Source organism: Faecalibacterium sp. OF04-11AC, from assembly GCF_003460645.1.
In the GTDB taxonomy this organism is placed as follows: Bacteria; Bacillota; Clostridia; order Oscillospirales; family Ruminococcaceae; genus Faecalibacterium; species Faecalibacterium prausnitzii_I.
This window is the reverse complement of record NZ_QTVP01000041.1, coordinates 1-17,190: the sequence shown is the minus strand read 5'-3', so window position 1 is coordinate 17,190 and position 17,190 is coordinate 1. Positions and strand designations below refer to the sequence as shown.

The 17,190-nt window shown below is 60.3% G+C and carries 14 protein-coding genes, 2 tRNA genes and 3 pseudogenes; 7 read left to right on the top strand and 12 right to left on the bottom strand.

What is annotated here, in order from left to right; genetic code table 11:
* Nucleotides 1-161 precede the first annotated feature (161 nt).
* From DXA70_RS12730 to DXA70_RS12710, 7 genes are all read left to right on the top strand, one after another.
* Nucleotides 162-827 carry an NAD-binding protein gene (locus DXA70_RS12730; protein WP_128118678.1) on the top strand — a complete coding sequence of 222 codons (666 nt, stop codon included), beginning with the start codon at nucleotides 162-164 and terminating at the stop codon, nucleotides 825-827.
* Nucleotides 824-1,255 (top strand): hypothetical protein, encoded by a 432-nt coding sequence (locus tag DXA70_RS12725; protein ID WP_112148540.1) that lies wholly within the window; start codon nucleotides 824-826, stop codon nucleotides 1,253-1,255. Before DXA70_RS12730 ends, DXA70_RS12725 begins: the two co-directional genes overlap by 4 nt.
* On the top strand, nucleotides 1,252-1,746 hold the full coding sequence (locus tag DXA70_RS14895) for a hypothetical protein (RefSeq protein ID WP_243001400.1): 495 nt from the start codon (nucleotides 1,252-1,254) through the stop codon (nucleotides 1,744-1,746). The genes DXA70_RS12725 and DXA70_RS14895 overlap by 4 nt, the downstream gene beginning before the upstream one ends.
* A 10-nt stretch (nucleotides 1,747-1,756) precedes the next feature.
* A complete protein-coding gene (locus DXA70_RS14890; RefSeq protein ID WP_243001399.1) occupies nucleotides 1,757-2,662 on the top strand; it encodes a hypothetical protein in 906 nt (301 codons plus the stop codon).
* Nucleotides 2,663-2,782: 120 nt separating this feature from the next.
* Nucleotides 2,783-3,238, top strand: a complete 456-nt coding sequence (locus DXA70_RS12715; RefSeq protein WP_347553572.1) for an HAD hydrolase-like protein — start codon at nucleotides 2,783-2,785, stop codon at nucleotides 3,236-3,238.
* Nucleotides 3,238-3,444 carry an HAD hydrolase-like protein gene (locus tag DXA70_RS15595; protein WP_347553571.1) on the top strand — a complete coding sequence of 69 codons (207 nt, stop codon included), beginning with the start codon at nucleotides 3,238-3,240 and terminating at the stop codon, nucleotides 3,442-3,444. Before DXA70_RS12715 ends, DXA70_RS15595 begins: the two co-directional genes overlap by 1 nt.
* Nucleotides 3,445-3,601: 157 nt before the next feature.
* Entirely contained in the window at nucleotides 3,602-4,267 is a 666-nt protein-coding gene (locus tag DXA70_RS12710) for a hydrolase (protein WP_128118677.1), read from the top strand.
* Between the two features lie 171 nt (nucleotides 4,268-4,438).
* Here DXA70_RS12710 and DXA70_RS12705 read toward each other — a convergent pair.
* From DXA70_RS12705 to DXA70_RS12650, 12 genes and pseudogenes are all read right to left on the bottom strand, one after another.
* A tRNA-Glu gene (locus DXA70_RS12705) sits at nucleotides 4,439-4,510 on the bottom strand.
* A 91-nt stretch (nucleotides 4,511-4,601) separates the two neighbouring features.
* Nucleotides 4,602-4,678 (bottom strand) — tRNA-Met (locus DXA70_RS12700).
* A 177-nt stretch (nucleotides 4,679-4,855) separates the two neighbouring features.
* Complete coding sequence (serS, locus tag DXA70_RS12695) at nucleotides 4,856-6,184, bottom strand: serine--tRNA ligase (RefSeq protein ID WP_112148537.1); 1,329 nt, start codon at nucleotides 6,182-6,184, stop codon at nucleotides 4,856-4,858.
* A gap of 93 nt (nucleotides 6,185-6,277) precedes the next feature.
* Nucleotides 6,278-7,144 carry a ParB/RepB/Spo0J family partition protein gene (locus DXA70_RS12690; RefSeq protein WP_128118676.1) on the bottom strand — a complete coding sequence of 289 codons (867 nt, stop codon included), beginning with the start codon at nucleotides 7,142-7,144 and terminating at the stop codon, nucleotides 6,278-6,280.
* A gap of 21 nt (nucleotides 7,145-7,165) precedes the next feature.
* Nucleotides 7,166-8,004 (bottom strand): annotated as a pseudogene (locus DXA70_RS12685) (ParA family protein).
* A gap of 170 nt (nucleotides 8,005-8,174) precedes the next feature.
* Nucleotides 8,175-8,969 carry a ParB/RepB/Spo0J family partition protein gene (locus DXA70_RS12680; RefSeq protein ID WP_128118675.1) on the bottom strand — a complete coding sequence of 265 codons (795 nt, stop codon included), beginning with the start codon at nucleotides 8,967-8,969 and terminating at the stop codon, nucleotides 8,175-8,177.
* Between the two features lie 156 nt (nucleotides 8,970-9,125).
* A complete protein-coding gene (gene rsmG / locus DXA70_RS12675) occupies nucleotides 9,126-9,833 on the bottom strand; it encodes a 16S rRNA (guanine(527)-N(7))-methyltransferase RsmG (RefSeq protein ID WP_128118674.1) in 708 nt (235 codons plus the stop codon).
* 4 nt (nucleotides 9,834-9,837) lie between these two features.
* A complete protein-coding gene (locus DXA70_RS12670; RefSeq protein WP_347553570.1) occupies nucleotides 9,838-10,395 on the bottom strand; it encodes a prolyl-tRNA synthetase associated domain-containing protein in 558 nt (185 codons plus the stop codon).
* Nucleotides 10,396-10,449: 54 nt separating this feature from the next.
* Nucleotides 10,450-12,326: pseudogene (gene mnmG, locus DXA70_RS12665) on the bottom strand (tRNA uridine-5-carboxymethylaminomethyl(34) synthesis enzyme MnmG).
* 90 nt (nucleotides 12,327-12,416) lie between these two features.
* Nucleotides 12,417-13,786: pseudogene (mnmE, locus tag DXA70_RS12660) on the bottom strand (tRNA uridine-5-carboxymethylaminomethyl(34) synthesis GTPase MnmE).
* Between the two features lie 118 nt (nucleotides 13,787-13,904).
* Entirely contained in the window at nucleotides 13,905-14,966 is a 1,062-nt protein-coding gene (locus DXA70_RS12655; protein ID WP_128118673.1) for a GGDEF domain-containing protein, read from the bottom strand.
* A 246-nt stretch (nucleotides 14,967-15,212) separates the two neighbouring features.
* Nucleotides 15,213-16,811, bottom strand: a complete 1,599-nt coding sequence (locus DXA70_RS12650) for a 5'-nucleotidase C-terminal domain-containing protein (RefSeq protein WP_243001398.1) — start codon at nucleotides 16,809-16,811, stop codon at nucleotides 15,213-15,215.
* Nucleotides 16,812-17,190: the final 379 nt, after the last annotated feature.

Here is a 17,190-nt window from a genome sequence, read left to right as displayed (position 1 = left end):
CAATTGATCCCTCCTGGAAAACCAATCCTATTTGCCAAAGGCTCCCCTGTCAGGAAAGACTCGCCCCGGCGGGGAGGTGGCACGCAAGTGCCGAAAGGGGAACGGCTTTCGCCGCAGGCGGCTGAGGGGTTTTACTACATTCTGTAATAAGAGGTATTGATATGAAAGTTTGTATTGCAGGCGGCGGCCGGGTGGGGCGGTATCTGGCCCAGAATCTGCTGGCCAACCGCCACAAGGTGGTCATCATTGAGCCGGTGGAGGCTCAGTGCCGGATGCTGGCCGATACGCTGGACATCTCGGTCATCTGCGGGAACTCCATCAGCATCGACACCCTGCGCACCGCCGACGTGGCCAGCTGCGACGCCTTTGTGGCCGTGACCGGCTCCGACGAGGACAACCTCGTGGCCTGCCAGATCGCCAAGCAGGAGTTTGGCGTGAACCGCACCGTGGCCCGGGCCTCCAACCCCAAAAACCGGGGCCTGCTCCACACTCTGGGCGTGGACACCGTGGTCTGCGGCACCGACAACCTGAGCCACATTCTGGAGCGGGAGATCGAGACGGACAACATCCGCCAGCTGCTGAGCCTGGGCGGCGGCACCGCCAGCCTGAATGAGATCCTGCTGCCGGCGGATTTCCAGTTTGCGGGCAAGCAGGTGATGGAAATTCCCATCCCGGGCGACACCATTCTGGTCAGCATCACCCGCGACACGGAGTTCATCATCCCCCACGGCAACACGGTGCTGCTGCCCTGGGACCGCATCCTCTGCCTGACGCAGGATGACTCCCTCCACCTCCTGACCGAGGCCTGGGGCCTGACCGACAAGTGACAGAGCGGGAGCTGCGGCGCACGGCCGTCATCATCCCGCCCAAAGGCCGGGCGGTGCTCTGTGTCTGGGCGGCGGTGCCCGGCCTGCTGGCCGCGCCGTTCGTGTTCTGGCAGGGCATTCTGCCCGGCCTTGTGTTTGCCGCGCTCTGGGCCGTGCTGGTGTTTCTGGCGCGGTGCCGGGCCTGCAGCTTTGCAGCGGTGCTGGGGGCCCGCACCCTGACGGTGTATTCCGGCATCGTGCTGCCGGTGCGGCAGGTGTTCCCCCGCCGGGCCGTCACGGGCGTCCAGCAGTTGCGCACCCCGCTGCTGCGGCTGGCCGGGGCCTCGGTGCTCATCATCTCGGCCCCCGGCTCCCGGATGTTCCTGCCCGCTGTCCCCGCCGCGCAGGCCGGGGCGCTGGCCCACGCACTGGCGGAGGAGCTGCTATGACAACGCCCAACCCGCGGCCCAGCTTTCCAACAGAAGAAAAGCGCTTCCACCCGTTTGCAGCCCTGCGCTTTCTGCGCAAAACGCTGGCGGTCTACCTCATCCCCCTCGTCAACGTGCTGTTTGAGCGGAACTGGCCCGCATTCTGGACGGCTCTGCGGCAGGACGCCATCCTGTTTGCCCTGCTCTGCGGGGTGAGCTGGGTCATCCTGCGCTTCAGCAGCTGGCAGTTGGACGAGGCCGGAGTCCTGCACCTGCGCTGGAAGCTACTGTTCAAACTGGACACGACCATCCGGGGGGAAGCGCTGGCAGCCCTGACGCTGGAGCGGCCCGCGCTGTTCCGGCTGGGCGGGGCGACAAAGATCACCCTTTACCCCGCCGGGCAGCCGCAGAAGCATGTGATCCCCCTCTGCCTGCACCGGGCCGACGCCCGGGAGCTGGCGGACCGCCTGCTCCCCATTGAAACGCCTACTCCACACCCCCGCCGGGAGTGAGCGGGCCGCATTGGTACTGCTGGGAGCCAACGGCATTTCCACGCTGGCGCTGGTGGCGCTGGCCATCCGGCAGACGCGGCAGCTCCCGCTGGATGCTGAGACGCTGGCGTTTGCCCATCTTGGGCATCTGGCGGCCTTTGCAGCTCGGTGGCTGCCGGCGGGCGCGGCCTGGCTGCTGACGCTGGCAACGGCACTGTTCGGGGCCAGTTTGGCACGCAGCTTTGCCCAGACCGTGCACTACGAGGTCTGGCACACGGCAACGCAGATCGGGAGCCGGGGCGGCTGGATCGACCGCTTTGAGTGCCGGGTGCGATCGGCCCAGATCAGCTATGCCGACGTCCGGGTCTCCCCGGCGGCCCGGGTGCTCAAGCGCTGGCCGGTGTTTGTCACGGCGGGCTGCTGCACGCCGGAGCTTCCGCTCTTCGTCTACCGCTCCGGCGGCGAGGCACTGTTCCGGGAGCTGCTGCCGGAATTCCAGATGCCACCGGACGTCCGGGCCGACACCACCCAGCGCAGCCTCATCTTTTTTGTACCGGCAGGCATCCCCTTTGCGCTCTGCGCCCTGCTCTCGCTGGTGTCTGTCACCGTCCTGCCCGCCATGACTGTGACGCTGCTCGTCCCCACCGTTTTCTTCTTTGTGCTGCTCTGCGGGGCCGTGATGGGCTACACCCGGGAGGGCATCTGGCTGCGGGAGGGCAAAGTGACCCTGCGGCGGCAGGAGGGTGTCTACCTGCACTGCATCTGCGTCTTCCACCCGGACCTCTGCCTGATGGGGTTCCAATCTCCCTGGGCGGCCAATGTCCGGCGCACCAACTTGACCCTGATCTTCCCCGGGCAGGTGCGGCTCAGGGTGCGGAGCATCCCGCTGGCGGAGGCGGACACGATCGTGCGTTCTCTGGAACAGGAATCACACTGAAACATCCCCTCTCAGGCGCTTTGCGCCAGATTATCCCCCTTTGTCGCGTTGCGACATCTCCCTCCGGCTGGAGGGCGTCTTTCGACGGAAGAACCAAGAATTCAAAAAGAAGGAATCACCATGATAAAAACGATTTTATTCGATCTGGACGGCACCCTGCTCAACACGATCGACGACCTGGCCGACGCGGCCAACTGGGTCTGTGCCCAGAACGGCTGGCCGACCTTTTCCGTAGAAACTTACAAGCACTTTGTGGGCAATGGCATCCCCAAACTGGTAGAACTTTTCTCCCCGGAGAGCGCCCGCACGCCGGAGCAGCTGGCGGCCACGCTGGCAGCGTTCAGCGCCCGGTATGATGCCCACAAAGAGGACAAGACCGCCCCGTATCCCGGCATGGCAGAGCTGTTGGACGCTTTGCAGGCCGAGGGCATCCAGACGGCCGTCTTTTCCAACAAGGCCGACGAGTTTTGTGGAAAGATCGTGGAGCACTACTTTGGCAAGGGCAAGTTCACGGTCATCCGGGGCAGCCGCAAAGGCGTGCCCACCAAACCCGACCCGGCTGGCGTCTATGCCTGATGCAGGACATCGGGGCAGACCCCAAGACGACACTTTTCATTGGAGACAGCGATGTGGACATCCTCACCGGCCACAACGCCCACCTGCCCGCCATGGGCGTGCTCTGGGGTTTCCGGGGCGAAGCAGAGCTCACCGCCGCAGGAGCCGACGCGCTGGCTGCAAAACCGGAGGATATTCTGGACTATCTCCACAAGGCCAACCGCTGAATCCTGCAGAAAACAAAGCATCCCGCCGCATCCGGACAACGGACACGACGGGATTTTTTGTTGCAGTTTGTTCACGGCCTGTTTCTTGATTTTGCGGAGGATCTTCCCTATACTGTATTTCATTCCATTCCAGAAAATGACACAGGAGGGCACATCCATGGGAACCGAAAAGAAGACCTCTCCCAATGTAGAAAGCCGCCTACGGCACATTCTCCGGATGCCGCAGGAAGTTTATTCCGCCAGCGGCATCGTGGTCAACGGGCGGCGGCTCAAAAGCTTTGTTTTCACCACCGATCTTGCGATCATCCGCAATTGTGACGCAGACGCCGTATTTGCCGTTTATCCATTCACGCCTCAGCAGGCCATCAGCCATGCCATCATTCAGGCTTCTTACATCCCGGTCTTCTGCGGCGTCGGAGGCGGCACCACCAAGGGGATGCGCACCCTGCAGCTGGCCCAGGATGTGGAGGGGCAGGGCGCCATGGGCGTTGTGCTCAACTCCCCCATCTCGGACCTGAATCTGCTGGCCGTTTCCCGGGTGGTGGATATCCCAGTCATCATCACCATGACAAAGGCCGATACCAACATCCAGGCGCGGCTGGATGCAGGCGCTTCGATCCTGAATGTCGCCTGCAGCACCGAGACGCCTCAGGTCGTGCGGCGGATCCGGGAGCAGTTTCCGGACATTCCCATCATTGCCAGCGGCGGCAAGACCGGAGAAAGCATTGCCGAGACCATTGCCGCAGGTGCCAACGCCATCACCTACACGCCGCCCTCTCCGGCGGTGCTGTTCAAAGAGATGATGGAAAAATACCGGGAATGATATCATCAACAGTCGTCTCGCTCTGGAGACGTTCCTAATTCTCTTGGACCCGCGCACGAACAGACAGCCCACCGGGCTGTCTGTTGCCGCCTGCGGGCGGCCCGTGCTGTTCGATTCCTCGGACGGGTTGCATAAAAAAAACTCCCAATCCTGAGATTGGGAGTTTTTTTATGACCCGTACGGGAATCGAACCCATGTTACAGCCGTGAAAGGGCCGTGTCTTAACCGCTTGACCAACGGGCCTTAGAAATACAGAGCTTCGCTAAAACCTCCGACTTTCGTCATCCACTACTGCGGACAACCGTCCCCCTTATCTTAGCGAAACTCTGTAACATGGTAGCGGTAACTGGATTTGAACCGGTGACACTTCGGGTATGAACCGAATGCTCTAGCCAACTGAGCTATACCGCCATATTTATTTCGTGCACTTGAACAGTGCTTTATTATTATATCCAACCAGACCCATTTTGTCAACATCTTTTTTCAAAAAAATTCACTTTTTTCGTTCCACACGAAAACACCCCCGCCGATGCATCGCTGCACACAGGCGGGGGTGTTTTCAACCATCAGAGAAAACTCTGTGGAAAATTATTTCTTATTGGTCGGCACCATGACCTCCAGGCCGCCCATGTAGGGCTGCAGGACCTTGGGGATGGTAACGCTGCCGTCGGCCTGCAGGTGGTTCTCCAGGAATGCGATCAGCATACGCGGAGGTGCCACGCAGGTGTTGTTCAGGGTGTGGGCCAGATAGCTCTTGCCGTCCTCGCCCTTGATGCGGATGTGCAGGCGGCGTGCCTGTGCATCACCCAGGTTGGAGCAGGAGCAGACCTCAAAATACTTCTGCTGGCGGGGGCTCCATGCCTCGATGTCGCAGCTCTTGACTTTCAGGTCAGCCAGGTCGCCGGAGCAGCAGTTGAGCTGACGCACCGGGATCTCCATGCTGCGGAACAGCTCCACAGACATCTGCCACAGCTTCTCGTACCAGTCGGCGCTCTCCTCGGGGCGGCAGACGACGATCATCTCCTGCTTCTCGAACTGGTGGATGCGGTAGATGCCGCGCTCCTCAATGCCGTGGGCACCCTTTTCCTTGCGGAAGCAGGGGCTGTAGGAAGTCAGGGTCAGAGGCATCTTGCTCTCGTCGAGGGTCTGGTCGATGAAACGGCCGATCATGGTGTGCTCGCTGGTACCGATCAGGTACAGATCCTCACCCTCGATCTTGTACATCATGGCGTCCATCTCGGGGAACGACATCACGCCCTGCACCACGTTGCCGTGCATCATGAACGGGGGGATGACGTAGGTGAAGCCTTTGTTGATCATAAAATCGCGGGCGTAAGCCAGCACAGCTTCGTGCAGGCGGGCGATGTTGCCCAGCAGATAATAGAAGCCATTGCCAGCCACGCGGCCTGCAGCATCCATATCAATGCCGTCAAAGCTCTCCATGATCTCGGTGTGGTACGGGATGGGGAAATCGGGCACGACAGGCTCGCCGAAGCGCTGTGCCTCGACGTTATAGCTGTCATCGGGACCGATGGGCACGCTGGGGTCGATCATCTGGGGGATGGTGTACATGATCTCCTGGATGCGGGCGGCAAGCTTGCCCTCCTCAGCCTCCAGCTCGGCCATCTTGTCGGCATCAGCCTTGACGGCGGCGTTGTTGGCGTCGATCTGGGCCTGCAGCTCGGCTTTCTTGGCCTCGTCGGTGCACTTCTTCAGCTGGCCAAACAGCGGGCCGTTGGCCTTGCTGAGCTTGTTGCGGGCGGCCTTGAGAGACTCGACCTCTTTCAGGCACTCGCGGTACTTGGCATCTTTCTCGATGACTTCATCCACGAGCGGCAGCTTTGCGTCCTGGAATTTCTTCTTGATGTTTTCCTTGACCGCGTCCGGGTTGTCACGGACAAATTTGATATCAAGCATGATTTACTCTCCTTACTCTATTTCGGTTCGCACCGGAGAGGTTCTGCCCTCTCCGGTGCCGTTCAAAGGCGGGGGCCCGCCTTAGATCGCATTTTACGTCTGGTACTGGCCCAGCAGGTTGGCAAAAGCCTTGAGCTGCTCATCCGAGTAAAAATGGACAGTCAGCTTGCCCTTGCCATCGTGGTAGGCCACACGCACCTCGTTGCCGAGGGCCTGCTTCAGGCTCTCTTCCACCTCCACCGGGAGGGTGCTTTGAGGCGTGGGCGGCGTCAGCTTCCGCGCAGGCTGTTTGGCCAGCTTTTTGCAGAGCGCTTCCGCCTGCCGGACATTGAGCTGGTTGTCCGCGATGATCTGCGCGGCCTGCTCCTGCAGCTCCGGCGTGGGCAGACTCAGGATGACTTTTGCGTGGCCGATGGTGATAAAACCGCTTTTCAGCAGCTCCAGCACATTTTCCGGCAGGTTAAGCAGCCGCAGGCTGTTGGCCAGAGCGCTCCGGCTCTTGCCCAGCTTCTGGGCCGCCTGCTCCTGGGTCAGGTTGCAGCGGGTCATCAGCTCACGGATGCCTGCTGCTTCTTCCACCGGGTCCAGGTCCTCGCGCTGGAGGTTTTCCACCAGCGCCAGCTCCATTGCCTGCTCGTCGGTAACGTCTTTCACGATGACCGGCACCTCGGTCAGGCCCGCCATCCGGCTGGCCCGCCAGCGGCGCTCACCGGCCACGATGAGATACCGCCCCACCCCGTGGGGACGCACCGCGATGGGCTGCAGCAGCCCGTGCTCCGCGATGCTGGCGGCAAGCTCTCCCAGTGTGTCATGATCAAAGGTCTTGCGCGGCTGGTCCGGGTCTGGCTCGATCTCCCGCAGGGGCAGCGTTTCGATCCGGGTGTCAGCCTCAAAGCTGGGGGCGGCGTCCTCAAACAGACTTTCCAGCCCCCGGCCAAGGCCTCCTCTTCCTTTTGCCATGAATCTCTCTTCCCCCTGTGTTTATACTTCTTCCAGCGCGTTTTTGGGCGGCTCCTGCTCCTCGGCCGCCTTGCGGCGGCGCTTGGGTGCCGCGTCATGCGGGCGGTTGTTCTTGACGAACTCAATGGCGAGGTCCATATAGCCTCGCTGCCCCTGCCTTTCGGCTCATAGAAATTGATGGGCTGGCCATAGCTGGGCGCTTCCGAGATGCGGACGGTGCGCGGGATGGTGGTCTTGTAAACTTTGTGGCCAAAGTATTTTTTGACCTGGTCCACCACCTGCATGGTCAGGTTGAGCCGCTCCGAGAACATGGTGAAGACCACGCCCTCGATATCCAGATACGGGTTATACTTTTTGCGGATGGTTTTCAGGGTGCTGATGAGCTCCGACAGGCCCTCCAGCGCATAATACTCGCACTGGATGGGGATAAGCACGCTGTCGCAGGCACACAGGCCGTTGAGCGTAAGCAGGTCGAGGCTGGGCGGGCAGTCAATGAAGATAAAGTCGTAATCCTGCTGCACTTTCGCCAGTGCCTTGCGCAGGCGGCTCTCTCGGCCGGGCAGGTCGATCATTTCCAGGCCAGCGCCCGCCAGACGGGTGTTGGAACCGATGACATCGGTGCGGAACTCGGTTTTGCGGATGACGTCTTTGGGCTCCGCCTCCCCGATGAGCATTTCATAAGTACCCAGCTCGACACTCCGTTTGGGGATGCCGTAGCCCGTGGTGGTATTGCCCTGTGGGTCCAGATCGACGATCAGCACTTTTTTCCCCAGTGCTGCCACGCAGGACGAAAGGTTGACGGCCGTCGTTGTCTTGCCGACACCGCCTTTCTGGTTTGCAACTGCAACGATTTTTGCCACGCGCTTTTGATTCCTCCCGGGAAAAAGATTTGTTCCACATGGAACATTACGAGGCCGGAACCCGCCGTTTTCCCCGCAGCAGGCCCCCTATACAGCTTAGTATAGCACATCAGCGCCGCTTTTTGAACCGCTTTCGGCTGAAAAAAGCAGAAAAAACGTGTAAATTCTCCTTATTTCTGTGCTGCCGCAGTCGGAATGCGCACCGTATACTCAATATATCCATCCCGTTCTTCCCGGTGAGAGGTAGCCGGAACCCCGTTATCTGTCATCAAACGGATGGCGTGGTCGATGGTGTTGACGAAGATCCGCACGTCTTTCACCATGGAGATGCGGTGCTTCCCCGGTGTCTCGTTGAGGAGCTGGTCAATGTAAAGGTCGGTGGCGCGGGCGTTCATTTTCCGCTTGGCGATCATGATAAGTGCCTCACTCCGGCGGTTCTCGGGCAGGCGGAGCACCGCCCGGGCGTGGCGTTCCGTCAGGCCGTTGTCCAGCACAAATTGCCGCTGGTCGGCCGTCAATTGCAGCAGCCGCAGCTTGTTGGCGAGGGTGGGCTGTGCCATGCCCAGCCGCTTAGCCGCTTCGGCCTGGGTGCAGTCCCACAGCACCATCACGTCCCGCAGGCCCTGCGCCTGCTCAAAGGGGTTCAGGTTTTCCCGCTGCAGATTTTCCAAAAGGCCCAGGGCAGCGGTCCGCTCGTCGCTGTAATTGCAGAGGATGGCCGGGATGGTCTGCATCTTTGCCAGCTTGCAGGCACGGAGCCGCCGCTCCCCCGCCACCAGCTCATAGCTGCCATCGGCTGTTTTCCGTACCGAGATGGGCTGGAGCAGGCCGTTTTCCCGGATGCTCTGGGCAAGCCCGGCCAGCTCCTGCTCATCAAAGCTGGTGCGGGCCTGAAATGGCGAGGGCCGGATGGCGTCGATGGGCAGTGCGTGGATTTTTCCCGCTGATTTTTTCCGTTCAAACATAATTCTTCCCCTTTCGCAGTGATTGCAGGTTTGTTTTCCACCCTTCCCGGGAAAACGTGGAAAACACAGGCGTTCTGCACTCAGTGTAACAGAAAAAGCAACGCCCTGCCAGAAGTTTCGTTCGGCAGGGCGTTGCATATTTTGTTCAGTTCTGCGTTATTTCAGCGGACTTTTTGCGATCTTTCCGCCGTTTCTGGGGTAGGCTGTCGGAGTTTGCGAAATCTTTTTGCAGAGGATGAGAGTGCGGGTATCGCCCCCCGGCAGGTGCAGGGTGCGGGTCTCTTTGTACTCGCCGCCCAGCTTTTTGATGGCTCCCCGGGCGGCCGCCAGCTCTTCCTCTCCGGAAGCGCCTTTCATGGCCAAAAAGCTGCCGCCCACTTTTACCAGCGGCAGGCAGTACTCCGCCAGCATCGGCAGGGCTGCCACGGCACGGGCAGAGGCCAGATCAAACTGCTCCCGCCACACCTTGCGGGCGGCTTCCTCCGCGCGCTCCTTGGCAAACTCCACGCCCGTGAGACCCAGCTGGGCGCAGGCATACTTCAAAAACTCCACCCGCTTGCCCGTGGGCTCCATCAGGGTAAGCTCCAGCTCCGGCTTGTAGATTTTTGTCACAATGCCGGGGAAACCGGCACCGGCACCCACATCCACCATCTTCCCTGCCACTTCCGGCTGGGAGGCAAAGAGCAGGCTGTCAAGGAAATGCTTATCCTCAATGCCCTCCGGGTCGGTGATGGCAGTCAGGTTGACTTTCCGGTTGTAGTCCACCAGGATCCGCGCAAAGGCGTCCAGCTGGTCCAGCTGGGTGCCCGTCAGGGCGATGTTCCACATGGAACATTTCTGTTCCAGTCTCGCTTTGTCGATCATAACTTTATTCTCCCGTCAATTCCACAAAAATCGGCTCGTGATGTACCGCAGGCAGAAACTTTTCAAAAATATCTTTCGTGTACAGTTTCAGCGAGGACGTATTGATGCAGGGGTGGCACCCGATGAACTCCCCTGCTTTCACATCCTTGTCCAGCAGCAGCTGCACATGGTTCTCCGGGTCGTTCATCAGTCCCATGATGGAGGAAGAGCCCGGCGTGCAGTCCAGATACTGCTCCATATCCTCCGGGGACGCAAAGCTCAGCCGCGCGATGCCCAGCTGATGAGAGAGCTCTTTCGTCTTGAACGGCTTGTTTCCCGGCATCATCAGCAGATAGAAGTTCGTCCTCTGGCGGTTGCAGAGGAATAAGTTTTTGCAGACCGTCGCGTTCAGGCAGGCATCAATGACATGGCAATCCTCCATGGTATCGGCTTTCATCCATGCATGGTCGGTGCGCCAGTAATGGATGCCCAGCTTGTCCAGAAAATCATAGGTGCGGACTTCTTTTTCCAACCGTCCGGTGCAGTCCGCGGGGCGGCCCTCATACAGTACCAGTTGTTCCATGGTTCCTCCCTCCTTTCAGCAAGTCTTGGTTCTCCCTCTGGGGGAGCTGGCGCGTCAGCGGCTGAGAGGGCGTGCCGCCAGTGCAATGCTCAGTTGTGCCACATCCGAGGGCGACACGCCCGGGATGCGCCCCGCCTGCCCCAGATTCTTGGGGCGGATGCGGGAAAGCTTTTCGCGGGCTTCCAGCGTCAGGCCCGTCAGATTCTCGTAGCAGAAATCCTCCGGGATGAGCGTCTTCTCGTGCCGCGCCACGTCCCGGATCATCCGGTCCTGCCGTGCGATATAACCCGCGTATTTGATCTCCGTTTCCAGCCGCTCGGCCAGCATGGGGGTGATCCCCTCTCCCCAGCCGATGAGCTTTGCCACCAGCGGGTACGAAATTTCCGGGCGGCGGAGCAGCTCTTCGGCAATGCCGCCCTCGGCGGCCGGGGCAAGCCCGGCTTCCTCCATAGCGGCCCGGAGCTCTGCCGTGCGGAGGTGCGTCTCATGCAGGCGGCGGCGCTCGGCTTCCAGAATGTTCTGGGTGTGCTGGTACTTTGCCCAGCGGTCATCCTGCACCAGGCCGTATTCCCGGCCGATGGGGGTCAAGCGCTGGTCAGCGTTGTCCTGCCGCAGGGTCAGGCGGTACTCGCTCCGGCTGGTCATCATCCGGTAGGGGTCCATCACACCCTTTGTCACCAGGTCATCCACCAGCGTGCCGAGGTAGCTGGTGTGCCGGGGCAGGATGAGCTGTTCCTTCCCCAGGGCGTTACGGGCGGCGTTCAGTCCTGCCAGCAAACCCTGCGCGGCTGCTTCCTCGTAGCCGGAGGTGCCGTTGAACTGCCCGGCACCGTACAGGCCCCGGACATGCTTGCTTTCCAGTGTGGCTTCCAGGCTGGTGGGGTCTACACAGTCGTACTCGATGGCATAGGCCGGGCGCATGATCTCAATGTGCTCAAAGCCCTTGATGCTGCGGTAAAACGCGTTCTGCACATCTTCCGGCAGGCTGCTGGAAGCGCCCTGCAAATACATTTCCTCGGTGTTCTCCCCGCAGGCTCCACAAAGATGGGGTGGCGCTCCTTGCCCGCAAACCGCACCACCTTATCCTCAATGGAGGGGCAGTACCGGGGGCCGACGCCCTCGATCATACCGCCGTAAAGGGGGCTGCGCTGGATGTTATCCAGAATGATCTTGTGGGTGGTGGGGTTGGTGTAGGCGATCCAGCACTCCACTTTATTGTGCATGGGCGTGTCTGTCAGGAAACTGAACGGCTGCAGCTCATTGTCCGGGTCGCCGGGCTGGCACTCCAGCTGGGAGAAATCAATGCTCCGCCGGTGGACACGGGCCGGGGTGCCGGTCTTGAACCGCCGCAAGGGCAGGCCCGCCGCTTTCAGGCTCTCGGTCAGCGCGTTGGCCGCGTGCATTCCGTCCGGGCCGGACGCATACCACGCATCCCCGACAAAAATTTTGCCGCCCAGGTTGGTGCCCGTGGCAATGACAACACACTTGGCCCCATATTCCCCGTTGAGCTGGGTCACCACGCCCTTGACTCTCCCCTGCTCCACCTCGATGGAAACGACTTCCGCCTGATGGATGGCAAGGCCGGGCGTCAGCTCCAGCGCGTGCTTCATATATTCGTGGTATCGCTTGCGGTCGGTCTGGACGCGCAGGGCGTGGACGGCAGGGCCCTTGCCCTTGTTCAGCATCCGGCTCTGCAGATAAGTAGCATCCGCCGCCAGGCCCATCACACCGCCAAGAGCGTCCAATTCACGCACCAACGTACCTTTTGCAGTTCCGCCGATGCTGGGGTTGCAGGGCATATTGCCGATGGCATCCAGACTCATGGTAAAGACTGCCGTCTTTGCCCCCAGCGTGGCGGCGGCGTGGGCTGCCTCAATGCCGGCATGGCCCGCACCAATGACGATGACGTCATAATCTCCTAAATGGTTCATTTGAAACTTTCCCTTAAAACCAATAAACTTCCCCTCTTTGCCAAAGGCTCCCCTGTCAGGGGAGCTGCCGCTGAAAACGGCTGAGAGGTTCTACTTTCCCACACAAAAACGTTCAAATACTTCGTTGATGACCGCTTCCGATGCATTTTCACCGGTCAGCTCACAGAGGGCATCCAGCGCGTCGTCCACACAGACGGAAACGGCATCCAGCCCGAAACCTCCCTCCACGGCGTCCAGCGCCCCGGCCACGGCGTCCCGGGCACGGGTGGCGGCGGCCAACTGCCGCTGGCCGGAAAGGCTGGCGGCGTGCGGGTCGATCTGGTTGGTGCCCAGCAGACGGGCCACTGCCGCCGCGATGACTTTCCGGCTCCCCTCTTCCTGGCAGCAGACCGGAATCACCATGGCAAAATCGCCCGCGATGATTTCCGCGTCAAACCGGGTCGGCTTGTCCTCCTTGTTGACGAGGGCAATGGCCGGGCGGCCCGCACAGCGCTGAGCCAGGGCCAGGTCTTCCCGGGTCAGAGGTTCCGAGCCATCAAAGACGGCCAGGATCAGCCCGGCCTCGTCCAGCTTCTTCCAGCTGCGGCGGATGCCCTCGGCCTCAATGGCGTCATCGGTCTGGCGCAGGCCTGCGGTGTCAAACAGGTTGAGCCGGATATCCCCCAGCTGCACCGCCTGCTCCACCACGTCGCGGGTAGTGCCCGCCACCGGGGTAACAATGGCCCGGTCAAACCCGGCCAGCAGGTTGAGCAGCGTGGATTTGCCCGCGTTGGGGCGGCCCACAATGGCACAGTCCACGCCCTCCCGGAGCACGGCCCCGGCGTCATAGTTTTTTATCAGGCCGTCCAGCTCCTGCTGGACCTGCCCCAGCACCGTGTGCAGGTGGGCGTCGTCCAGCTCGGGGACATCTTCTTCCGGGAAATCCACCCAGGCAGCCAGATGGGCCTGCAGGCCGGTCAGGGCCTCTTTTTCGGCGCCGATCTTTTCGCCAGCGCGCCGGAGAGGGACGCGTTGGCCAGCGCCGCTCCCTGTTTGCCGTCTGCCGAAATAATGTCCATGACGGCTTCCGCCTGGGTCAGGCTCATTTTGCCGTTGAGGAACGCGCGGCGGGTATACTCGCCGGGAGCTGCCGGGGCTGCGCCTGCGGCAATGCAGGCTTCCACCAGCCGCCGGGCCACCGCACTGCCGCCGTGGCAGGAAAGCTCCACCACGTCCTCCCCGGTGTAGCTGTGGGGTTCCCGGAAAAACAGGGCCACGCCCTCGTCAAAGGCGTCGTCTCCTTCCACAAAGGAGCCAAACAGGGCTGTGTAGCCTTTGGCCTCCTCCACATTCTTGTTCGGGTTGGCCGGGTGGAACACCCGCGCGGCCACGGCATAGCTCTCCGGCCCGGACAGCCGCACCACCGCGATGCCGCCCGCCCCCGGTGCCGTGGCAATGGCGGCAATGGTCGTATTCTGCATGAGGTTCCCTCCCGCTCCAAAATTTCAATTACAGTATATTGTACCACGAACCACCGGAAAAAGAAATATAAGGGCGCAAAAAAGCACAGCGCCTGCGGGAGTTTTCCCTGCGCTGTGCTCATTCTTCGGTGCCGCGCCGCAGCTGTTCGTAATGTCTGCTTTTGTCCAGATACATCCGCTGCTCCGCCTTTTTGATGAGAGCGTCAATGTCAATGCCGCCCGCGCTGTGGGAGGCAGTGCCCACGGCCACGGAATAGCCTGCCTCCTCCACCTGCCGGACAAACTGCTCCATGTTTTCGTTCAGCTCCGTGTCGGGGCTGTCCAGCGCAAAGGCCACAAACTCATCTCCGCCAATGCGGTAGCTGTCCTCTTCCCCAAAGATCTCCCGCAGGATGCAGGCCACGGTGCGGAGCATCTTGTCTCCCTCCTCGTGGCCATAGGTGTTGTTCAGCTCATGGAGGCCGTTGACGTCGATGTAAACACAGGTGAGGCTGTTGCTGCACCGGAGCGGGTAATCCCGCAGGCGGTTCTCGTAGGCATTGCGGTTGTGCAGCCGGGTGTTGAGGTCGCTTTCCGCCACGGTAGTCAGCTTGCTGCTGGTGATAAAGTTGCCGTACATCGTGCTCATGACAAAGGTGGACACAATGCAGGAGATGGCCCCGAACACCAACGCGTTGCAGACATCCATGGGGATGACCCGCCAGTCCTTGAAGCGGGTGACGCAGACCAGAAAAATGCCGTCGAACAGCAACACATTGGCAATGTGCAGGATGGGCCGCATCATAAACAACATCGGCACACAGAGCAGAAACGGAAAAAACGCGGTAGCGCGCTGATCCGGGGTCTGCACCGTGCCCAGGAAAATCCCCAGGCCATAGACCATGGCTCCAAAGGCGTAGATCTCCCAGTTTAAAAACAGACCCAGCTTTTGCGGGAGCATCTGCTCCACGGCCAGCAGTCCCAGGCTGACAATGAGGGCCACTGCAAAAACCGGGATATGGTCATACAGCAGCGGCACCATACAGGAACCAAGGGTCAGCGCCACAAAAAAGGCACAAGCCGTGCCCAGAAACGCGGTCAGCCGATGTCGGTTGGCGATCTGCACATCCATCTGACAGCGTGCAAAATCTTCTGGCTCTGCCCCGGCATACAACAGCAGCTTTTTCAGTTTTTCTATCATCGGGGTCTCCTCTCCGGCCAAGCCTGCTGTTTTGCATCGGACTCATCCACATTTAATTTTATTATACAATATTTCGTTTCAAAAAGATATGATTTTGCGCAAGTTTACCCCCCCCCACCAAAATTTCCACATTATGGCGAATATCAGCGAGGTTTTTAGCCATCTTTGCACAAAAAAGACGTGCAGCCATAATAGCTGCACGTCCTTTCGCTTATTTTAAGGGGTCAATTGCCGGGGAACCAGGCATCAGAACGCGGCAATGTCTGCCGTGGTGATGGCCTTGCCGGGCAGGGTGCGGCTGTCGGCGTTCTCATTGAGTGCCAGCTTGCCCTCACGCAGCAAGCGGACAGCCTTTTCGTGGTCGGCAGCTTTCCAGTTGTTGCCCACGATCTTCCAGTTATTGTCCACATGGGGCTCGATGGTGCCGCCCTTGACGGTGCGGATGTACTCGCCCAGCAGCTCGCGGACACCGCCCACATCGCCACGGACGTCGATCTCCAGCAACTTGGGCAGCTCATCGCCCTCGGCGAAGATATCCGCATAGGCCAGCAGCTGGGTGGTAGCGCGGTAGTTGTTCACGGCCACCACAAAGCTATCGGTATCCTGCACGGCCTTGCCGTTCATCCAGGTCAGGTTCCGGATGCGGTTGCCCGGCTCCTTGGAGATGTCCAGATCATACTTGACGCCTGCAAAGGCATCGTACAGGTAGTAGCGGACAGAGGAATCAAAGGCGATGGTGACATCCTGCGGCTCCCAGGTCTTGAAGAACGCAGCCGACCACTCCATGAACTTGCGCAGCTGCAGGCCGTTCATCTGCAGCTTGTACAGGGTGTTCTGGTAGGTGTAGATGCTGGCCATATCGCACTTGCGGATGGTGCCCTCTTTCATCTGGGAGGTCATGGAGGTCAGAGCCGTTGCAGAGACCTGTGCACCGGTATAGTACATCTGCACTTCGTTGATGAAGTCCAGCAGAGCGGTATCCTGGATCATGGCCTGCGGCAGGCAGTCGATCTCATTGGCCGGGGCCAGGTCGCCGCCGCGCAGCTCACCGATGGGCGTCACGGCGTCTTCCTTGGCGCGGGCGTCGTACTCGGCCAGCAGAGCGGTAAGCTCGGGGTCCGGCGCGTAATCCTTGATCAGCAGGTTCTCGGAGGTGCGGTTCTTCACTTTCCACTTGCCGTCCAGGCCGCGCTGCAGGTAGAGGTGGATCTCAGACACGGTAGCGCCCGCGTTCTTGTTCTCCACCACCAGCACGTTGTTGATCATCTGGTTGGGGATGCTCTTGTGGCCGTGGGCTGCCACGATGACATCGAACTCCGGGCAGGCATTGGCCAGGTCGGTAACACCGGAGCCATAAACACCATACTCGTTCTCCACGTCCATGTGCATAACGCCAACGATGACATCCACCTGATCCTTGATCTGGTCGATGATCTTCCGGCTCTCGTCCACAGGGTTGGTGACGGTCCAGCCCTCAAGGTTCTTGGAGTCCCAGCGGGTGATGTTGGGGGTGACCATGCCGATGACGCCGATCTTGACACCGCCCTTGTGGATGATGGTATAGCCGTCTGCCAGAGGTTTGCCCTCGGGGCTGTAGACGTTGCCCGTCAGCACCTTGGCTTTCTGCTGGGAGAGCACTTTTTCCAGCGTGGCCATGCCATAGTTGTACTCATGGTTACCGGTGACATAGACATCATAGCCGATGGCGTTCTGGGCCGCGATCATCGGGTGGATATCGTCATTGAGGAACAGTTCTGCCGAGTTTGCCTGGATGGTATCGCCCGCGTCCACCACCAGCGTGGTCTTGGTGCGGGCTTCCCGGATCGCAGTGGCCTGCTGGGCCACGCTGCCGGAAGCGTCTTCCTTGTTGCGGCGTAATCCCAGGGGTCAAACTTGCCGTGGGTATCGCTGGTAGCAAGGATCTGCAGGTCCATGCTCCACAGGTTTTTGATGTCACAGGCAGCAGCCGAGGGGGCCAGACCGCTCACGGCAGCAGCCGTAGCCGATGCACCGGCCACGCGTAGGAAATTGCGGCGGGAAATCTTATTCTCTTGCATAATATCCTCTCTTTTCTGCTTTGGGGTTCAAATTTCCAAAGCGCTCCGTGCTCCTAGTATAAAGCTTTAGTCTGACTCTTTACAATGGACAACCTGGAGAAAAATCTCCCGCAAATTCAGACAAGTTTCCCAAACATCCAAAAGAGCCCCTTTCCCGGCCGGAAAGG

Excerpts from the sequence above, each read along its gene's own strand:
- serS (WP_112148537.1), bottom strand. The coding sequence starts at position 6,184 with ATGCTTGATATCAAATTTGTCCGTGACAACCCGGACGCGGTCAAGGAA.
- DXA70_RS12670 (WP_347553570.1), bottom strand. The coding sequence starts at position 10,395 with ATGGAACAACTGGTACTGTATGAGGGCCGCCCCGCGGACTGCACCGGA.
- DXA70_RS12680 (WP_128118675.1), bottom strand. The coding sequence starts at position 8,969 with ATGTTTGAACGGAAAAAATCAGCGGGAAAAATCCACGCACTGCCCATC.
- rsmG (WP_128118674.1), bottom strand. The coding sequence starts at position 9,833 with ATGATCGACAAAGCGAGACTGGAACAGAAATGTTCCATGTGGAACATC.
- DXA70_RS12730 (WP_128118678.1), top strand. The coding sequence starts at position 162 with ATGAAAGTTTGTATTGCAGGCGGCGGCCGGGTGGGGCGGTATCTGGCC.
- DXA70_RS12710 (WP_128118677.1), top strand. The coding sequence starts at position 3,602 with ATGGGAACCGAAAAGAAGACCTCTCCCAATGTAGAAAGCCGCCTACGG.
- DXA70_RS12715 (WP_347553572.1), top strand. The coding sequence starts at position 2,783 with ATGATAAAAACGATTTTATTCGATCTGGACGGCACCCTGCTCAACACG.
- DXA70_RS12690 (WP_128118676.1), bottom strand. The coding sequence starts at position 7,144 with ATGGCAAAAGGAAGAGGAGGCCTTGGCCGGGGGCTGGAAAGTCTGTTT.
- DXA70_RS15595 (WP_347553571.1), top strand. The coding sequence starts at position 3,238 with ATGCAGGACATCGGGGCAGACCCCAAGACGACACTTTTCATTGGAGAC.
- DXA70_RS12655 (WP_128118673.1), bottom strand. The coding sequence starts at position 14,966 with ATGATAGAAAAACTGAAAAAGCTGCTGTTGTATGCCGGGGCAGAGCCA.
- DXA70_RS14895 (WP_243001400.1), top strand. The coding sequence starts at position 1,252 with ATGACAACGCCCAACCCGCGGCCCAGCTTTCCAACAGAAGAAAAGCGC.